14 protein-coding genes are annotated in these 16,081 nt (G+C 71.3%); 1 reads left to right on the plus strand and 13 read right to left on the minus strand.

The window, feature by feature from the left end:
* The 3 genes from RKE38_RS13760 to RKE38_RS13770 form a co-directional block, all read right to left on the minus strand.
* On the minus strand, window positions 1-933 hold the full coding sequence (locus tag RKE38_RS13760; protein ID WP_316008055.1) for an ABC transporter permease: 933 nt from the start codon (window positions 931-933) through the stop codon (window positions 1-3).
* Window positions 926-1,852 carry an ABC transporter permease gene (locus RKE38_RS13765; RefSeq protein WP_316008056.1) on the minus strand — a complete coding sequence of 309 codons (927 nt, stop codon included), beginning with the start codon at window positions 1,850-1,852 and terminating at the stop codon, window positions 926-928. Before RKE38_RS13765 ends, RKE38_RS13760 begins: the two co-directional genes overlap by 8 nt.
* Before the next feature lie 246 nt (window positions 1,853-2,098).
* Window positions 2,099-3,745, minus strand: a complete 1,647-nt coding sequence (locus RKE38_RS13770) for an ABC transporter substrate-binding protein (RefSeq protein ID WP_316008057.1) — start codon at window positions 3,743-3,745, stop codon at window positions 2,099-2,101.
* A 308-nt stretch (window positions 3,746-4,053) separates the two neighbouring features.
* Between RKE38_RS13770 and hisN the strand changes: the two genes are divergently transcribed.
* On the plus strand, window positions 4,054-4,845 hold the full coding sequence (hisN, locus tag RKE38_RS13775; RefSeq protein ID WP_316008058.1) for a histidinol-phosphatase: 792 nt from the start codon (window positions 4,054-4,056) through the stop codon (window positions 4,843-4,845).
* A 24-nt stretch (window positions 4,846-4,869) separates the two neighbouring features.
* Here hisN and RKE38_RS13780 read toward each other — a convergent pair whose 3' ends face one another.
* From RKE38_RS13780 to RKE38_RS13825, 10 genes are all read right to left on the minus strand, one after another.
* Window positions 4,870-6,288: a pitrilysin family protein gene (locus RKE38_RS13780; RefSeq protein ID WP_316008059.1), complete on the minus strand. Its 1,419-nt coding sequence runs from the start codon at window positions 6,286-6,288 to the stop codon at window positions 4,870-4,872.
* The gene (locus tag RKE38_RS13785; RefSeq protein ID WP_316008060.1) at window positions 6,285-7,568 is read right to left on the minus strand and encodes a pitrilysin family protein; all 1,284 of its coding nucleotides are present in this window, start codon (window positions 7,566-7,568) and stop codon (window positions 6,285-6,287) included. The genes RKE38_RS13780 and RKE38_RS13785 overlap by 4 nt, the downstream gene beginning before the upstream one ends.
* 61 nt (window positions 7,569-7,629) lie before the next feature.
* Window positions 7,630-9,054: an NAD(P)/FAD-dependent oxidoreductase gene (locus tag RKE38_RS13790; RefSeq protein WP_316008061.1), complete on the minus strand. Its 1,425-nt coding sequence runs from the start codon at window positions 9,052-9,054 to the stop codon at window positions 7,630-7,632.
* A 182-nt stretch (window positions 9,055-9,236) separates the two neighbouring features.
* Complete coding sequence (locus RKE38_RS13795; RefSeq protein WP_316008062.1) at window positions 9,237-9,734, minus strand: methylated-DNA--[protein]-cysteine S-methyltransferase; 498 nt, start codon at window positions 9,732-9,734, stop codon at window positions 9,237-9,239.
* Between the two features lie 57 nt (window positions 9,735-9,791).
* A complete protein-coding gene (locus RKE38_RS13800) occupies window positions 9,792-10,220 on the minus strand; it encodes an HIT family protein (RefSeq protein WP_316008063.1) in 429 nt (142 codons plus the stop codon).
* 10 nt (window positions 10,221-10,230) lie between these two features.
* On the minus strand, window positions 10,231-11,040 hold the full coding sequence (locus tag RKE38_RS13805; RefSeq protein ID WP_316008346.1) for a DUF1295 domain-containing protein: 810 nt from the start codon (window positions 11,038-11,040) through the stop codon (window positions 10,231-10,233).
* A gap of 5 nt (window positions 11,041-11,045) precedes the next feature.
* A complete protein-coding gene (locus RKE38_RS13810) occupies window positions 11,046-12,371 on the minus strand; it encodes a cyclopropane-fatty-acyl-phospholipid synthase family protein (protein WP_316008064.1) in 1,326 nt (441 codons plus the stop codon).
* Window positions 12,368-13,702 (minus strand): cyclopropane-fatty-acyl-phospholipid synthase family protein, encoded by a 1,335-nt coding sequence (locus RKE38_RS13815; RefSeq protein ID WP_316008065.1) that lies wholly within the window; start codon window positions 13,700-13,702, stop codon window positions 12,368-12,370. The genes RKE38_RS13810 and RKE38_RS13815 overlap by 4 nt, the downstream gene beginning before the upstream one ends.
* On the minus strand, window positions 13,699-14,430 hold the full coding sequence (locus RKE38_RS13820) for a DUF1365 domain-containing protein (RefSeq protein WP_316008066.1): 732 nt from the start codon (window positions 14,428-14,430) through the stop codon (window positions 13,699-13,701). The genes RKE38_RS13815 and RKE38_RS13820 overlap by 4 nt, the downstream gene beginning before the upstream one ends.
* Complete coding sequence (locus tag RKE38_RS13825) at window positions 14,427-15,770, minus strand: NAD(P)/FAD-dependent oxidoreductase (RefSeq protein ID WP_316008067.1); 1,344 nt, start codon at window positions 15,768-15,770, stop codon at window positions 14,427-14,429. Before RKE38_RS13825 ends, RKE38_RS13820 begins: the two co-directional genes overlap by 4 nt.
* Window positions 15,771-16,081: the final 311 nt, after the last annotated feature.

Below are 16,081 nucleotides of genomic sequence, written 5' to 3' on the forward strand. Positions count from 1 at the left end.
TCAGCGCGACTTCGGGTCGAAGGCATCGCGCACCGCGTCGCCGAGCATGATGAAGGCCAGCACCGCCAGGGACAGGAACAGGCTGGGGAAGAACAGGATGTGCGGCGTGGTCCGGAAGGCCAGCAGCGCGTCCGAGATCGCCACACCCCAGGAGATGGCGGGCGGGGTCAGGCCGATGCCGAGGAAGCTCAGCGTCGCCTCGACCGAGATGAACACACCGAGGTTGATGGTGGCCACGACGATCATCGGCGCGACGGCGTTCGGCAGGACGTGCGACTTCATGATCCGCCACGGGCTCGCGCCGAGGGCACGGGCCGCCTGGACGTAGTCGTTCGGCTTGACCTGCAGCACGCTGGAGCGCATCAGGCGGGCCAGGCTCGGCCAGCCGAAGATCGCCAGCACGAGGACGACCTTGCCGACCACCACGAAGTACGGGGTGTTGGCGTCGTTCGGCTTGACCGACATGAACAGGATGCCGCCGAGCAGCAGCGGGATCGCGAAGAACATGTCCGTGATGCGCGAGACGACCGCGTCGAGCCAGCCGCCGTAGAAGCCGGACAGCATGCCGAGGGCGCCACCGATGATGACGGTCGCGACCGTGGTGAACACACCGACGAGGATCGAGGCGCGGGCGCCGTAGATCGTGCGCGAGTAGATGTCGTAGCCCTGGATGTCGCGCCCGAACCACGCGTTGGCGTTCGGGGGGACGCGGGCGTCCTTGAGGACCGCGGCCGACGGGTCGACGTTGGTGAACAGCGACGGCCACGCGGCCATGAGCAGGAACAGCGCGATCAGCACGACCGAGACCCAGAAGATCGGGTTCTTCTTCAGCGACCGCCAGGCGTCGGAGGTCAGTGAGCGGGGCGCGTCGCTGACGTCCCCGCCAGCAGCGCCGGTCTCGGCCGAGACGGCAATGGTCGAAGCCTCAGTCATGGCTGATCCTCGGGTCGAGCACGCCGTAGAGCAGGTCCACGACGAGGTTAACGAGCAGGAAGACGAGCACCAGGATCGTCACCGTGCCCACGACCGAGACACCGTCGCGGTTGTGGATGCCAGTGAAGAGGTACCCGCCGACTCCCTGGATGTTGAAGATGCGCTCGGTCACGATCGCGCCACCGAGCAGGGAGCCGAAGTCGGCGCCGACGAACGTCACGACGGGGATCAGAGAGTTGCGCAGGGCGTGCACGCCGATGGAGCGCTGACGGGTCAGGCCCTTGGCGATCGCGGTCCGCAGGTAGTCGGCCCGCAGGTTCTCCACGAGGTTGGTGCGGGTGAGGCGCGCGACGTAGGCGATCGACGCGCTGCCCAGCACGAAGGCGGGGAGCACGAGCGAGTAGAGCTCCCTGTCGGCCGAGTACGTCACCGGGAACAGCTGCCACTTCACACCCAGGTAGTACTGGAGCGTCGCGCCGATGACGAAGATCGGCACGGAGATCACGAAGAGGGTGCTCACCAGGACGAGGTTGTCTATGAACCTGCCCTTGCGTATGCCGGCCAGCACGCCCGCGATGATGCCGATCACCGCCTCGAAGATGATCGCCATGCCGGCGAGCTTCGCGGTCGTCGGGTAGCGCTGCTCGAGCTCCGCGGACACCTGGACGCCACGGAACGTGGTGCCGAGGTCGCCCTGGACGGCCTGCCCGAGGTACTTGCCGTAGCGCACCATGAAGGGGTCGTCGAGGTTGTGCTCTGCACGGAACTTGGCGACGAAGGTCGGCGAGCAGGGGCGCTCGCCACACATGCCCGCCGTGGGGTCACCCGGCAGGAACGAAACCATGGCAAAAATGATGAACGTGGCTCCAAGCAGCACCGGGATCATCTGGAGCAATCGCCGAAGGATGTACTTGTACACGTCACCTCCTCACATCTGACGCCGCGGGAGGGGGGTGGTCCCGGTGGCGTGGCCGGTCGAGCCGGGTGGGTCCGCGGACCCAACCGCTCCTCGACACAACATAGTCGTATGGACGGTACATGGGGCAGGCCCCGGGGTTGTCCCGGGGCCCTCCCCGGACAGGCCGTCGGCCTGCCGGCACGGGGCCGGCAGGCCGACGGTCGCTGTTCGGTCGGCGCACCTCGTGGATGCGCCATCCGGGGTGACTTACTTCAGCGAGAGGCTGGCGAAGTCGATGGTGCCGAAGGCGGTGATCTTCACACCGGTGACCTTGTCGGACCAGCCGAAGGTGGCGGTGGAGTACCACATCGGGATGGCCGGCATGTCGTTGGCGAGGAGCTTCTCCGCCTCCTGGTACTTGGCGTTCGCCGCAGCCGCGTCGGTCTGGGCAGCAGCCTCGTTGAGGAGCTTGTCGAACTCGGGGTTGCTGTAGTCACCGTCGTTCGAGGACGCGCCGGTCTTGTAGATGGGGGCGAGGAAGTTCTCGATGGACGGGTAGTCCATCTGCCAACCCGTGCGGAACATGCCCTTCATCTTCTTGGCCGCGATCTGCGCGCGGAAGGTCGCGAAGTCCACGACCGGGGTGGCGACACAGTCGACACCGAGAGCGCCCTTGATCGAGTTGCAGGTGGCCTCGACCCACGCCTTGTGCGAGGCGTCGGCGTTGTAGGCGATGGTCATCTTGCCGCCCTTGAAGCCACCGGCCTCGTCGAGCTTGGCCTTCGCCTTGGCAGCGTCGAAGGTGCAGTACTCACCGCACTGGCCGGCCTTGTAGCCGTCGACGACCGGGGACACCCAGCCGGTGGCCGGCTGACGGGTGTTGTTGAAGATCTGCTTGATGATCGTCGGGCGGTCGATCGCCATCGAGATCGCCTGGCGGATCTTCGGGTCGGCGTAGTTCGGGTCGACCTTGGCCGGCGCGAAGGTGATGGTCTGGATGACGCCGACGGCCTTCTGGGCGTTGCGGTCCGGGAGGTCCGTCTTGTACTTGTCGTCGATCATCGCCGAGGACGGGACCTCGTCGGTCACGTCGAGCTGGTTGGCGATCACGTCGTTGTAGGCAGCGTCGCTGTCCTGGTAGATCTTGAACGTGATGCCGTCGAGCTTGCCACCGAACTTGCCCGAGTAGTCAGCGAACTTGCTGAGCTTGATCTCGGTGTTCTTGGTCCAGGCGTCGAGCTTGAAGGGGCCCGCGCCGATCGGCTTCTCGCCGTAGGCCTTCGGGTCCTTGAAGAACGAGTCCGGGAGCGGCGCGAAGGCGGAGTAGCCCAGGCGCACCGGCATGTTCGAGACCTTCTCGGTGGTCTTGATGGTGAAGGTGTAGTCGTCCTTCACGGCAAGGCCGGTCATCTTGTCGGCCTTGGGCTTGGTCTTGCAGTCGGCGTCGGCGCACTGCAGCGCGTCGAAGCCCTCGATGGGCTCCATGAAGTAGCCGGAGGACTGTGCGTTCGGACCGTAGGCGGCGTAGTTCCAGGCGTCGACGAAGTTCTTCGCCTTGACCTCGGTGCCGTCCTGGAACTTGTAACCCTTCTTGATGGTCACCGTGAAGTTCTGGTTGTCCGAGGTGTCGATCTTGTCGGCGATGTCGTTCTCGGGAGCACCGGTCTCCGCGTTGTAGTGAACGAGCTTCGCGGTGATCGCGTCGAGCACGTTGCCACCGCAGGTCTCGGTGGTGTTGCTCGGGATCAGCGGGTTCTGGGGGTTGCACCCGCGGACCGTGACGGTGCCACCGGTCTTGCCGCCGGCGGTCGAGCTGGTGTTGTCCTTGCTGCTGCCCCCACCACACGCTGCAGCGAGCAGCGTGACAGCGGAGACACCGGCAACAACAGCCACCGTGCGAGCAGTTCCTCGCATGGATGTCCTCCTACATAGGGATTCCCGACCGGTGTGGACGGGGTGGTCCGGGCGACGCACCGGTCGGCGCGCAGCCCTCCAACGCACAGTGCGTCGTCGTGTGGCACCCATGAAAGAGCAAGGAGACGGTAAAGGCGACGGTCTGGCACAACCCGAGACAAAAACGTGATCGTCCTGCAGCCGAGTTGAGAGCAGATCTTGCGGCGGGGTGCCGATCCGGCCCGTCGCAGGGCATTCCGGCACATTCCGGGACCGGCGTGTCGTGGCTGGTCCCCGGGGCGGGAGGCGCCCTGGTCTAGCGTGACGGCGTGGCCTACGACGACGACCTGCGGCTCGCCCACGTCCTGGCAGACGCCGTGGAGCGCATCACGATGGCTCGGTTCCGCGCCGAGGACCTCGTGGTGGAGTCCAAGCCGGACCTCACCCTGGTGAGCGACGCCGACCGCGACGCCGAGGAGCTCATCCGGGCCCAGCTCAAGCGCACCCGCCCCCGCGACGCCGTGGAGGGCGAGGAGTTCGAGACCACGGGCCACGGCCCCCGCCGCTGGGTCGTCGACCCGATCGACGGCACCCACAACTTCGTGCGCGGGGTGCCCGTGTGGGCCACCCTCATCTCCCTGGTCGACAACGAGATGCCCGTCCTCGGGCTCGTCGCGGCTCCCGCCCTGGGCCGGCGCTGGTGGGCCGCCAACGGCTCGGGGGCGTGGTCCGGGCGCAGCCTCGCGGCGGCCAAGCGCATCTCGGTCTCCCGTGTCTCCCGGCTCGAGGACGCCTCACTGTCCTACTCCAGCCTCAAGGGGTGGCGCGCCGTCGACCGGTACGACGAGCTGCTCGACCTCACCGACACCTGCTGGCGGACCCGCGCGTACGGCGACTTCTGGTCGTACATGCTCGTCGCCGAGGGCGCGGCCGACATCGCCGCCGAGCCCGAGCTCGCCGTCCACGACATGGCCGCGCTCGTGCCCATCGTCACCGAGGCGGGCGGCCGCTTCACCTCCCTCGCCGGCAAGGACGGCCCGTGGGGCGGCAACGCCGTGGCGACCAACGGGCTGCTGCACGACGAGGTCCTCCGGCGCATCGGCACCGACGCCCGGGCCTGACGGCCCCCGTTCGGTCTCCTCCCCTCAGGCGGGGACCACCGCCACCTCGCCGAGCCCCAGCCCGCGCAGCCCCTCGGCGCAGCGCTCCGCGTCGCCGACGACGACCACGGTCCACTCCCCCGTCACCCAGCGCCGCCAGGCCGCGAGCAGGGCACGGGGGTCCAGCGACCGCATCTGCTCGAGGTTGTCGGTGGTGAACTGTGTGGTCAGGCCCTCGAGGGACAGCGCTGCCGCCTCGTCGGCCACCGCGTCGGCCGTGGCGAAGCGGCCGGGTGCCGTCTTGCTGATGAAGTCCACCCCGGCGCGCACCTCCTCCTCGGCCAGGCCGTCGCCGACCCGCCCGAGGATGTCGAGCAGCAGCTGGACCGACTCGACCGTAGCGTCCGCGCGGACCGACCCCGACGTGAGGAAGAGGCCGCCGCGCCGCCGCGGCCGGAAGGCCGAGCGGATGCCGTAGGTGTAGCCCTTCTCCTCGCGCAGGACCGCGTCGACCCGCGCGTTGGGCGAGCCACCGACGACGAACCCGAGGACGGGGTATGCCGCCCAGCCGCCGTCCGCGCGCCGGTCGGGTCCGGGGCACCCCACGAGCAGCTCGGACTGCACCGCACCGGGGCGGTCCACGAGGACGAGGCGCGCACGGTCGCCCGCGAACGCCGGCGCCGCCGGTGCAGGCAGCTCGCGCTGGTGCGGGTTGGACCAGCTGCCCAGGCCGGCGGCCGCGAGCGCGGGCACGTCGAGGTCGGCGAGGTCCCCCGCGACGACGACGGTGGCACCGCGTGGGCCCACCTGGCCGCGGTGGAACTCGGCGACGGCCTCCCGCGTGATGGCGCGGACGGTGGCCGGGGAGCCGCCGGTCGGGCGGGAGGCCCGGTCGCCGGGGTCGAAGATGGTGGCCACGAACTGTCGCGCCGCCCGCTGCGGCCCGAGGGCCCGCTCCTGCTCGATCTCGGCCAGCCGGGTCTTCAGGTGCCGGTCGAGCTCGGGCTGGGGGAACACCGGGTCGGCGAGCAGTCGGCGCAGCAGGTCGAGCGCCTCGGCGAGACGCCCCTTGGGCACGTCGAGGTCGACCGACAGGCCGGCGTCGGTGACGCCCGCGCCTATTGCGATTCCCTTGCGCTCGAGGAGCTCGGCGAACTCCTCGGCGCTGTGCTCGGCCGTCCCCTCATCGAGCATCCGCGCCATGATCGTGGCCACGCCCTCCACCTCGGCAGGCTCCGCCGACAGGGGGAACGGGACGGCGGTGCGGACCGAGACGACGTACTGGCCGGGGATGTCGTAGAGCACGAGCTCGACGCCGTTGTCCAGGGTGGCCCGGGTGGGGACCGGGAACTGCCACGGCTCGGGCGGCAGGACCGGCGGACGGTCCGTGGTGCCGGCCACGCCGCTCGCCGCGGTCCCGTGCTCGATGCCGGCGTCGTGGTCGGTGGTGCGGGGGGTGCTCACGCGGCGTCCTCCTGGGCCTGGACGAGGTGTCGGACCACGGCCCGGTGCTCCGGGCGCAGCCAGGCGTCCGCGGCGGCCCGCACCTCGTCGGCGGTCACGGTGGCGAGTCGGTCGAGGAAGGTGTTCACGAACTGCGGGTCGCCGTGGAGCAGGACGTGCTGGCTGATCAGGTCGGCCCGCTCCTCCTGCCCGGCGAGGGCCGACAGCCACGAGCGCTCGGACTGGGCCAGGGCGGACTCGAGCTCGACGTCGGTGGGCCCCTGCGCGGCGAAGCGCTCGAGCTCCTCGACCACGGCGGCCTCGATCTCCTCCGGGTCGTGGCCCTCGGCGACGTCGACGACCAGGAAGCCCAGCGACGCACCGTCGACGAACCCCATGGTGTGGGCCTGGACCGAGTTGGCGGCCTGCTCGCGCCGGACCAGGCGCTGCACCAGCCGCGAGGTCGTCAGGCCACCGAGCGTGTCGACGGCCAGCGCGGCCGCGAAGAACTCGTGGGTGTTGTCGACCGGCAGCCGGAAGGCGACGTGCAGCCGGTCGTTCGGGACGGCGCCGGGGCGGTCGACGCGGACCGGGGCGTCGAGCGGCCGGAGCTGCGGGAGGTTGTCCCGGGGCGGGGAGGCGGACGCCGGGAGCGGGCCGAAGTAGCGCTCGGCCGCGGCGAACCCCTCCTCCGGCGTCAGGTCGCCGACCAGGGTGAGCACGGTGTTGTTGGGCCCGTAGTAGTGACGGAAGAAGGCGTGCACGTCCTGCAGGCTGGCGGCGTCGAGGTCCTCCATGGACCCGATCGTCGGGTGGTGGTACGGGTGGCCGGCAGGGAACGTCGCGGCATACACCTCGATGAGGGCGTTGCCGTAGGGGACGTTGTCGTACCGCTGGCGCTTCTCCTCCTTGACCACGTCACGCTGGTTGTCGAGGTTCTCCTGGGTCACGGCGTCCAGCAGGTGGCCGTGCCGGTCGGCCTCCATCCACAGGGCCAGCTCGTAGGCGCCCTTCGGCACCGTCTCGAAGTAGTTGGTGCGGTCGAACCACGTGGTGGCGTTGAGCCGGCCGCCCTCGGCCATGAGCCGGGCGAAGTGCTCGCCGCTGGCGACGTTGCGCGAGCCCTGGAACATGAGGTGCTCGAACAGGTGCGCCAGCCCGGTGCGGCCGGGCACCTCGTGGCGCGACCCGACGTCGACCCACAGGTTGACGGTCACCATGGGCACGCTGCTGTCGGGCGAGACGACGACGCGCAGCCCGTTGTCGAGGGTGCGCTCGTGGATGGGGTACTCCAGCGGCATGCCAGCACCCTACGTGCCGGGCACGGCCCGCGAGGGCCGGTCCGGCGGTTGCCGCCGGGCGTCAGAGCGTGCGGCTGGCCTCGTCGCGGGCCTGGGCCACCGACTGCACCGGGGGCCGCTTGTCCGCGGGGACGCGCGGCAGGGACGGGGCGTACGCCTCACCCAGCTGCTCGATCGCGGTGCGGGCGAACACCTGCTGCTCGGTGACGGTGCGCTCCGAGCGGCCCCGGCCGAGGAAGCTGACCGCCCAGTGCAGCAGCGTGGTCAGCCGGTGCTTGAAGCCGATGATGTAGACGAGGTGGACCGCCAGCCACAGCACCCACGCGACGAAGCCGCCGAAGTGCAGCTTGCCGATCGAGGCGACCGCGCTGAACCGCGAGATCGTCGCCATCGACCCCTTGTCCTTGTACTGGAACGGGCCCTGCGCGGGGCGTCCCGCGAGGCGGCGCTTGATCGACTCCGCGGCATACCGGGCGCCCTGGATGGCCACCTGGGCCACGCCCGGGTACCCCTTGAGCGAGGCCATGTCACCGACGACGTAGACTTCGGGGTGCCCCGGGAGGGTCAGGTCGTCGTTGACCTCGATGCGGCCGGCGCGGTCGAGGGCCGCACCGGACTGCTCGGCCAGCTGCGCCCCGAGCTCGGACGCCTGGACGCCGGCGGCCCACACCTTGGTGACCGACTCGATCCGCCGGGTCGTGCCGTCCTTGTCCTTGACCTCGATGCCGGTGGCGTCGACGTTGGTCACCATCGCGCCGAGCTGGACCTCGACGCCGATCTCCGCCAGCCGCTTCTGCGCCTTGGTGCCCAGCTGGTCACCGAAGGCGGGCAGCACCTGCGGCGCCGCGTCGAGCAGGATGATGCGCGCCGAGGCCGTGTCGATCCGGCGGAAGTCGTGCCGCAGGGTGCGCCGGGAGAGCTCGGCGATCTGGCCGGCCATCTCCACGCCTGTGGGGCCGGCGCCCACGACCACGAAGGTCATGAGGCGCTCGATCTCCTTGGGGGTGCTGGCCAGCTCGGCGTACTCGAACGCCCCGAAGATCCGGCCGCGCAGCTCGAGGGCGTCGTCGATCGACTTCATGCCAGGGGCGTACGTCGCGAACTGGTCGTTGCCGAAGTAGGACTGGCCGGCTCCGGCCGCGACGATGAGGGAGTCGTACGGCGTCACGGTGTCGCGGTCCAGCACCCGCGAGGTGACGGTGCGGGCCTCGAGGTCGATGTGGGTGACGGTGCCCAGCACGACCCGGGCGTTGGCCTGGCGCGCCAGCACCTCTCGCGTCGACGGCGCGATCTCGCCCTCGGACAGGATGCCGGTGGCCACCTGGTAGAGCAGGGGCTGGAAGAGGTGGTGGGTGGTCTTGGCGACCAGCGTGATGTCCACGTCGGCACGCTTGAGCGCCTGGGTGCCGAACAGGCCCCCGAAGCCCGACCCGATGACGACGACCCGGTGGCGCGGGGCGGTGGTCCCATCCTGCTGCGACGACATACCAACACTCTCCTGTCAAAGACGAAGGACGGCCACCCGGGTTGTCCCCCCGGGCGCCGTCCTCGATGACGCCTTGCACTCGTGTCAACCACGCTAGTGGCCGCGGTATGCCGGGTCACGACACCCCCCGTGCCGGGTGCGACGGGGATCACGTCCGGCGCCCCTGGCGTCTCGCGGGCTGGTCAGAAGAGCCGCTGGGCGCGGGTCTCCTCGGACTCCTCGAGGGCGAGGAGGAACCGCTTGCGGTCCAGTCCCCCGGCGTAGCCGACCAGGCTGCCGTCGGCGCCGATCACCCGGTGGCAGGGCACGACGATGGCGATCGGGTTGCGGCCGTTGGCGAAGCCGACCGCCTGGCTGAGGTTGACGTCGCCCAGCGCGCGGGCGAGGTCGCCGTAGGAGCGGGTCTGGCCGTAGGGGATCTCGCGCAGCAGGGCCCACACGCGCTGCTTGAACTCGTCCCCGCGCGGGGCCAGCGGCAGGTCGAAGTCGGTGCGCTCGCGGGCGAAGTACTCGGTGAGCTGGCGGACCGCCTCGGCCCCGGCCGCGTCGTCGCGCTCCCCCAGCTCAGCGGGGTCCGGCGCGTGCTTCTGGCTGTAGGTCATGACCCGGGTGACCGCGCCGTCCTGCGACACGATCGTCACGTCGCCGATCGGCGACGGCATGACGGTGTGGGTGGGCACGAGCCGATTGTGTCGCACGGCACCGACAGCGCGGGACTGCCCGACGCCGGTCCCGGTCTACCCGGCAGGCGGCTCGATCGCGGCTGCCAGCCGGGCGGCATACTCCTGCGCCTCCTCGTCGGAGGCGTAGCGGGTGCGCGGCCAGAAGAACCCGCGCAGGCCGTCCCCCTTCGTCCGGGGCACGACGTGCCAGTGCAGGTGCGGCACCGACTGGGAGACGACGTTGTTGGCAGCGACGAACGACCCCTGGGAGCCGAGGCCCACCGGCATCGCCGCGGCCGTGCGCTGCACCGCCCCCATCAGCGTGGGCAGCAGCTCGCGCGGCAGGTCGGGGAGGGTGTCGACGTGGACCCTCGGCACGAGCAGGACGTGGCCCTTGAACAGGGGCCGCGTGTCCAGGAAGCCGAGCACCAGCGGCTCGTCGAGCACCGTGAAGGACGGCACCGCGCCGTCGACGATCCGGCAGAAGAGGCAGTCGTCGGGCACGCGAGCGACCCTATCCCCGCTCGGCTCCCGGAGCCCGGCGCGGCGGCCGGGGCAGGAAGTAGCTCGTCCGTTGCTGGTACTCGCGGTAGCCGGGGCGCTCGGCCATGTGCCGCTCGAGCAGCTTGGCACCGGTGCCGTAGACGAGGAAGTAGGTCATGACGACGGGCGAGAGCACCGTCAGCACCCCCGGCCACGCGCTGGCCGCAACGAGGAACAGGCCCCACCAGACGCTGGAGTCGCCGAAGTAGTTCGGGTGGCGCGTCCAGGACCACAGGCCGCGGTCCATGACCTTGCCCTTGTTCGCGGGGTCGGCCTTGAAGCGCGCGAGCTGGGCGTCGCCGACCGCCTCGAAGCTGACGCCGAGGAGCCAGAGCAGGACACCGACGACCGCGACCCACACCACTCCGTCGCCGGCCGCCGCACTGACTTGCAGCGGCAGGGAGACGAACCACAGCGCGGCGCCCTGCACGGCGTAGACCTTGCGGATCGCGACGAGGGTCGGGTTGCCGCTCTCCTTCTCGAGCATCTCGGCGTAGCGGGGGTCCTCCCCCTTGCCGGCGTTGCGGCGGGTGACGTGCCAGGCGAGCCGCAGCCCCCACACAGCGACCAGCACGAGCACCAGCACCCGGCGCCAGCCGGCGCCGTCGCCGACGAGCGCCGAGACCAGGGCGACCAGGACGAACCCCAGCCCCCAGGTCGTGTCGACGACGCTCACCCGGCCCTGCCGGTGCCCCACGACCGCGGTGACGGCCATCAGCAGGACGAGGGCGAGCAGCGACGAGCCGGTGACCGCCCAGAAGCTCCCGAGGTCGAAGCCCATCCCGCTCACGACCACCCGCCGGGGCGGACCGGCTCGACGTCGGACCGGCCGGCCGCTCCGGGACGCACGGCGAGGATCTGGTCGACCCCCATGCGTCCGTCGCGGAACGCCATCGACCCACCCACGAGGTAGAGCCGCCAGACGCGGGCGATCTCCTCGCCGACGAGGGCCACGGCACGGTCCCAGTTGGCCTCGAACGTGTCGTGCCACGCGTCGACCGTGCGGACGTAGTGCTCGCGCAGGGCGTGCACGTCGCGCACCTCGAGGCCGGACTCCTCGATCAGCGCGACCGTGTCGCCCACCGGCCGCATGTGCATGTCGGGCGCGATGAACTGCTCGATGAACGGTCCCCCGCCCGGGTGGCGCCCCCGGCGCGACATCTGCTGGACGAGGACCCGGCCGCCGGGCCGGACGGCGTCGTGCAGGACCCTGGCGTAGGTCGGGTAGTTCCGCTGGCCGACGTGCTCGCCCATCTCGAGCGAGACGACGGCGTCGAAGCCGGTGTCCGGGACGTCGCGGTAGTCCTGCAGCCGGATCTCGACCCGGTCCTGCAGGCCCCGCTCGCGGATGCGGGCGTCGATGAATCGCTTCTGCTCGGCGGCGATGGTGACGCCGGTGACCTGCGCGCCGAAGTGCTCGGCGGCATACAGGCTCATCGATCCCCAGCCGCACCCGACGTCGAGCAGCCGCGAGCCCTCGCGCAGGCCGAGCTTGTGGCCCACGAGCTCGAACTTGTCGCGCTGGGCGTCCTCGACGGTGTAGTCCGGGTCGTCGGAGCGCCAGTAGCCGCACGAGTACGCCAGGTGCGGGTCGAGGATCAGCTGGTAGAAGTCGTTGGACAGGTCGTAGTGGTGCGAGATCGCGGCCCGGTCGCGGCGCAGGCTGTGCAGCCGGCCCTTGACGACCGCCTGGCTCGCGGGCGGGGGCAGCGGGCGCCCGAGGACGCCGGCGTTGCGGGCGAGCCGCACCACCCCGGCCGCCACCGACGGAGTCGGCCGTATGCCGCTGAGCCCGCGCTCCTGCGCCACCGACCACACGTGCGTGAGGGCATGGTCGAGGTCGCCCTCGACGTCGAGCTCCCCCGTGACGTACGCCTGCGCGGCGCCCAGCTCGCCGGGGTGCCGCAGCAGCCGGCGCAGGGCGCGCGGTGACCGGACGACGACCCGGGGCGCGTCGACCGGGCCGGCGCTGCTGCCGTCCCAGAGGGTGAGGTGGACCGGGAGCTCCCCGCCCACGACCGGGGCGAGCGCCTCCGCGAACTGGCCTGCGAGGCCCGAACCTCTTGCGGCAGAACGCGACTCGGGTGCGCGGGGGGAGTCGAGCGTGGTCACGCGGTCACCTCCCGGCGGAAGACGAGCTGCTGGACGTCGAGGTAGCCGGAACGGAACCCAGCCTCGGAGTACTGCAGGTAGAAGTGCCACATCCGGTCGAACACCTCGTCGAAGCCGAGCCGGTGGACAGCGTCGAGGGCGCCGAGGTAGCGCTCGTCCCACAGCCGCAGGGTCTCGGCGTAGTGGCGGCCGAACGACAGGCGCTCGGTGAGCCGGAGCCGCGTGTGCTCGCGGGTCACGTCGGCGAGCGCCTCGGTGGAGGGCAGGAACCCGCCCGGGAAGATGTACTTGTTGATCCAGGTGTAGGTGTTGCGGGTCACCAGCATCCGGTCGTGGGGCATGGTGATCGCCTGGATCGCGACCGACCCACCGGGGGCGAGGACCCGGTCGATGGTGCGGAAGTAGTCCTTCCAGTACTGGTGGCCGACGGCCTCGATCATCTCGACCGAGACGACGGCGTCGAACTCGCCCTGGACGGCGCGGTAGTCGAGCAGCTCGACGTCGACGCGGTCGGAGTAGCCCGCCGCCGCGACCCGCGCGCGCGCCAGCTCCTGCTGCTCGCTGGACAGGGTGACGGTCAGGACCGTGGCACCGCGTGCTGCCGCCCGGATGGCGAGCTCCCCCCAGCCCGAGCCGATCTCCAGCACCCTCGTGCCGTCGCCGACCCGCGCCGCGTCGAGGATGCGGTCGATCTTGCGCTCCTGCGCCACGCGCAGGTCCGGCCAGGTGGGGGCGGTCGGCGCGGGGCTGACGAGGGCCGTCTCCCCCGACACCGACGCGACCCGCTGGGCCGGCGCGTCGAACAGCGCGGACGAGTAGGAGAGCGTGTCGTCGAGGAACGTCGCGAACAGGTCGTTCGAGAGGTCGTAGTGCCGGGCGATGTTGCTGCGCGTGTTGCGGGTGGTGTTGCGCTCGCTCGAGGGGTGCCGCGCGACGTAGAGGGCGCGCAGGCGCTGCAGCGGCGCCGGGATGAGGGTCGCCATCTGTGCCGCGAACACCTCGAGCAGGCCGGCGAGGTCGGGCGAGTCCCAGTCGCCGGCCATGTACGACTCACCGAACCCGATCAGCGCCTTGGAGCCGACGGCTGCGTAGAAGGCCTCGGGGCGGACGAGGCGCATGACGGGTGCACCCGGGTCGTGGGCGCCGCCGCCGAAGACCTGGTCGCCGGCCTCCACCCGGACGGCCAGCCGCTTCACGGCTGAACGGAACAGCTGCCGGGCCACTGCCGACTCCACGCCCCTGCGCACCTTGGCGCGGGAGGCGGCGAGGTCCGGCCAGCGGACCGGGTCGATGGTCGGGCGGGACGCGAGGACGGGGTCTGCGGTGGTCACTGGACGGCCTCCTGGTGGTGCGGGGGTCGGGGTTGGACGGGCAGCCGGCGCAGCCAGAGCCGGATGCCGTGCAGGCGGATCCGGGCCATGACGGCCAGCGGTTCGAGCGGTTGGGTGAGGGCGAGGCGGAGCACCGAGCGGGTGGTCACAGGCACCGCGACACCGGTCATGCTGGCCACGAACGGGTCGTGGCCCCGGCGGTGCAGCACGACCTGGACGTGCAACCGGTCGTCCGGCTCGGGGACGGTCAGGGAGTAGCGCCCGGAGACGTCGTTGAAGGGCGAGACGTAGAGCGCCTTGTCGACCTCGGCGCGGCCGCGCTCGTCGGGCCGGACCAGGTACGCGTGCCGGTCGCCGTACGTGTTGTGCACCTCCACGACGGTGGCGACGTGGCGGTCGTCCCGGTCGTGGCACCAGTGGATGCTGATGGGGTTGAAGACGGTGCCGAGCACCCGGGGCATGGCGAGCATCCGGATCCGGCCGCCCTGCAGGTCGATCCCCTGCGTCGCCAGGAAGGTGTCGAGGTTCTGCCGCAGGCTGCGGTGCGGGTCGCCGAGGTGGTCCCGGGACTCGAACCGCGCCAGGGGCGCGAGGACCCCGAGCTGCGGCAGGTCGTCCAGGTCCACGAGCCAGGTGTGGCTGCGGTGGGCGAACCGGTGCCGCAGCGGCGAGGTGCGGGCGTGGCGGATGCTGGTGCGGTAGATCCGGGTGCCCCGACCCGGCCTCACGAACCCACCGCCGCCGGCACGACATCGCCGTCCGGGTCGGCGTGCCGCCTGCGGGCGTCGCTCGGAGTCGCGGACCACTCGGCGCCCAGCACGCGGGCCGCCTCGACGCCGGAGCGCGCTCCGTCCTCGTGGAAGCCCCACCCGTGGTAGGCCCCGGCGAACGCGATGCGCGAGGAGTTGATGTGGGGCAGCTTGCGTTGCGCGGCAACGGATTCCGGCGTGTAGAGCGGGTGCTCGTAGTGCATGGTGTCGATGACGAGTGCGGGGTCGACACAGTCCACGCCGTTCAGCGTGACGAGGAACCGCGGGCCGGGCACGTCGATGCGCTGCAGCCGGGTGAGGTCGTAGGTCACGAGGACACCCGCTCCGTCGCGCTCGGGCCGCCGCCAGTAGTTCCACGAGGCCCGGGCGCCGGCACTGCGCGGCAGCACCGACTCGTCGGTGTGCAGCTGGGCGACGTTGGAGGAGTAGGGGATCGCGCTCAGGACCTCGCGCTGGAGGTCGGTCGGCTCGCCGAGCAGCGACAGCGCCTGGTGGGGGTGCGTCGCGACGACCACGCGGTCGTAGACCTCACGCCCACCCGTGGCGTCGTCGACCACGACACCGTCCTCGCGCTCCACGACAGAGGTCACAGGGGTTCCCACGCGGACGTCGTCGAGCCGGGCGGCGAGGGCCTGCACGTAGCGCGCCGACCCACCGACGACCGTGCGCCAGGTCGGGGACCCGAAGACGGTCAGCATCCCGTGGTGGTCGAGGAACTCGAACAGGTACCGGGCCGGGTACCGCAGCGACACGGTGGGGTCGCAGGACCACACCGCGGCGACGACCGGCTCGAGGAAGTGGCGGGCGAAGTAGTCGCTGAACCGCACGCGGGCGACGAACTCGCCCAGGGTCTCGTCGCGCCTGGCGTCGTCGTCTCCCCGTGCCAGGACGGCACGGGCGGCGCGGTGGAACCGCTTCACCTCGACGAGCATGCGCAGGTATGCCGGGTCGGTGGCGTTGCGCGCCGTGGGGAACAGGCCACGGGCACCCTTGGCCCCGGCATACTCCAGCCGCGCAGCGTCGTCACGGATGGACATGCTCATGTCCGAGTCCTGCGTCTGGACCCCGAGCTCGGCGAACAGCCGCAGCAGCGTCGGGTACGTGCGGTCGTTGTGGACGATGAAGCCGGTGTCGACGCCGACGACCCGGTCGCCGACGGTGACGTCGTGGGTGTCGGCGTGACCGCCGAGCCGGGGGTCGGCCTCGTACAGGGTCACCGGCCCGCTCTGGGCGAGGACGTGCGCGGCGGCGAGGCCGGCGATGCCGCTGCCGACCACCGCGCTGCGTGCTCCGGACATCAGGGGGCCTTTCGTAGGGGGCGTCGCCGGGAGTTCGGCGTGCGCACCGCCCCGGATTGGGTCCGGGAGGCCGCCGAGCACGAGCCCCTCTCACCGGCAGTCGCCAGGACGGCGACCGACGAGGGGGCGGGACACGAGGAGACGGGACACGAGGAGGGGCGGCACGGACGGGCGGCGCAGGAGCGGGCCGCGCGTCGCGGCACCGTCGCAGGGCGGACGGGCGCGGCCATGGGCGTCATCCTGTCAGCCGGGAGCCCATCCGGCAGAGCGACGCCGCCGTCTGCCCCCTGCGCACGCAGACGGTCGGCGAC

It is taken from the genome of Phycicoccus sp. M110.8, assembly GCF_032464895.1.
Classification (GTDB): domain Bacteria; phylum Actinomycetota; class Actinomycetes; order Actinomycetales; family Dermatophilaceae; genus Pedococcus.

Excerpts from the sequence above, each read along its gene's own strand:
- RKE38_RS13760 (WP_316008055.1), bottom strand. The coding sequence starts at position 933 with ATGACTGAGGCTTCGACCATTGCCGTCTCGGCCGAGACCGGCGCTGCT.
- RKE38_RS13770 (WP_316008057.1), bottom strand. The coding sequence starts at position 3,745 with ATGCGAGGAACTGCTCGCACGGTGGCTGTTGTTGCCGGTGTCTCCGCT.
- RKE38_RS13785 (WP_316008060.1), bottom strand. The coding sequence starts at position 7,568 with ATGCCGCTGGAGTACCCCATCCACGAGCGCACCCTCGACAACGGGCTG.
- RKE38_RS13790 (WP_316008061.1), bottom strand. The coding sequence starts at position 9,054 with ATGTCGTCGCAGCAGGATGGGACCACCGCCCCGCGCCACCGGGTCGTC.
- RKE38_RS13805 (WP_316008346.1), bottom strand. The coding sequence starts at position 11,040 with ATGGGCTTCGACCTCGGGAGCTTCTGGGCGGTCACCGGCTCGTCGCTG.
- RKE38_RS13825 (WP_316008067.1), bottom strand. The coding sequence starts at position 15,770 with ATGTCCGGAGCACGCAGCGCGGTGGTCGGCAGCGGCATCGCCGGCCTC.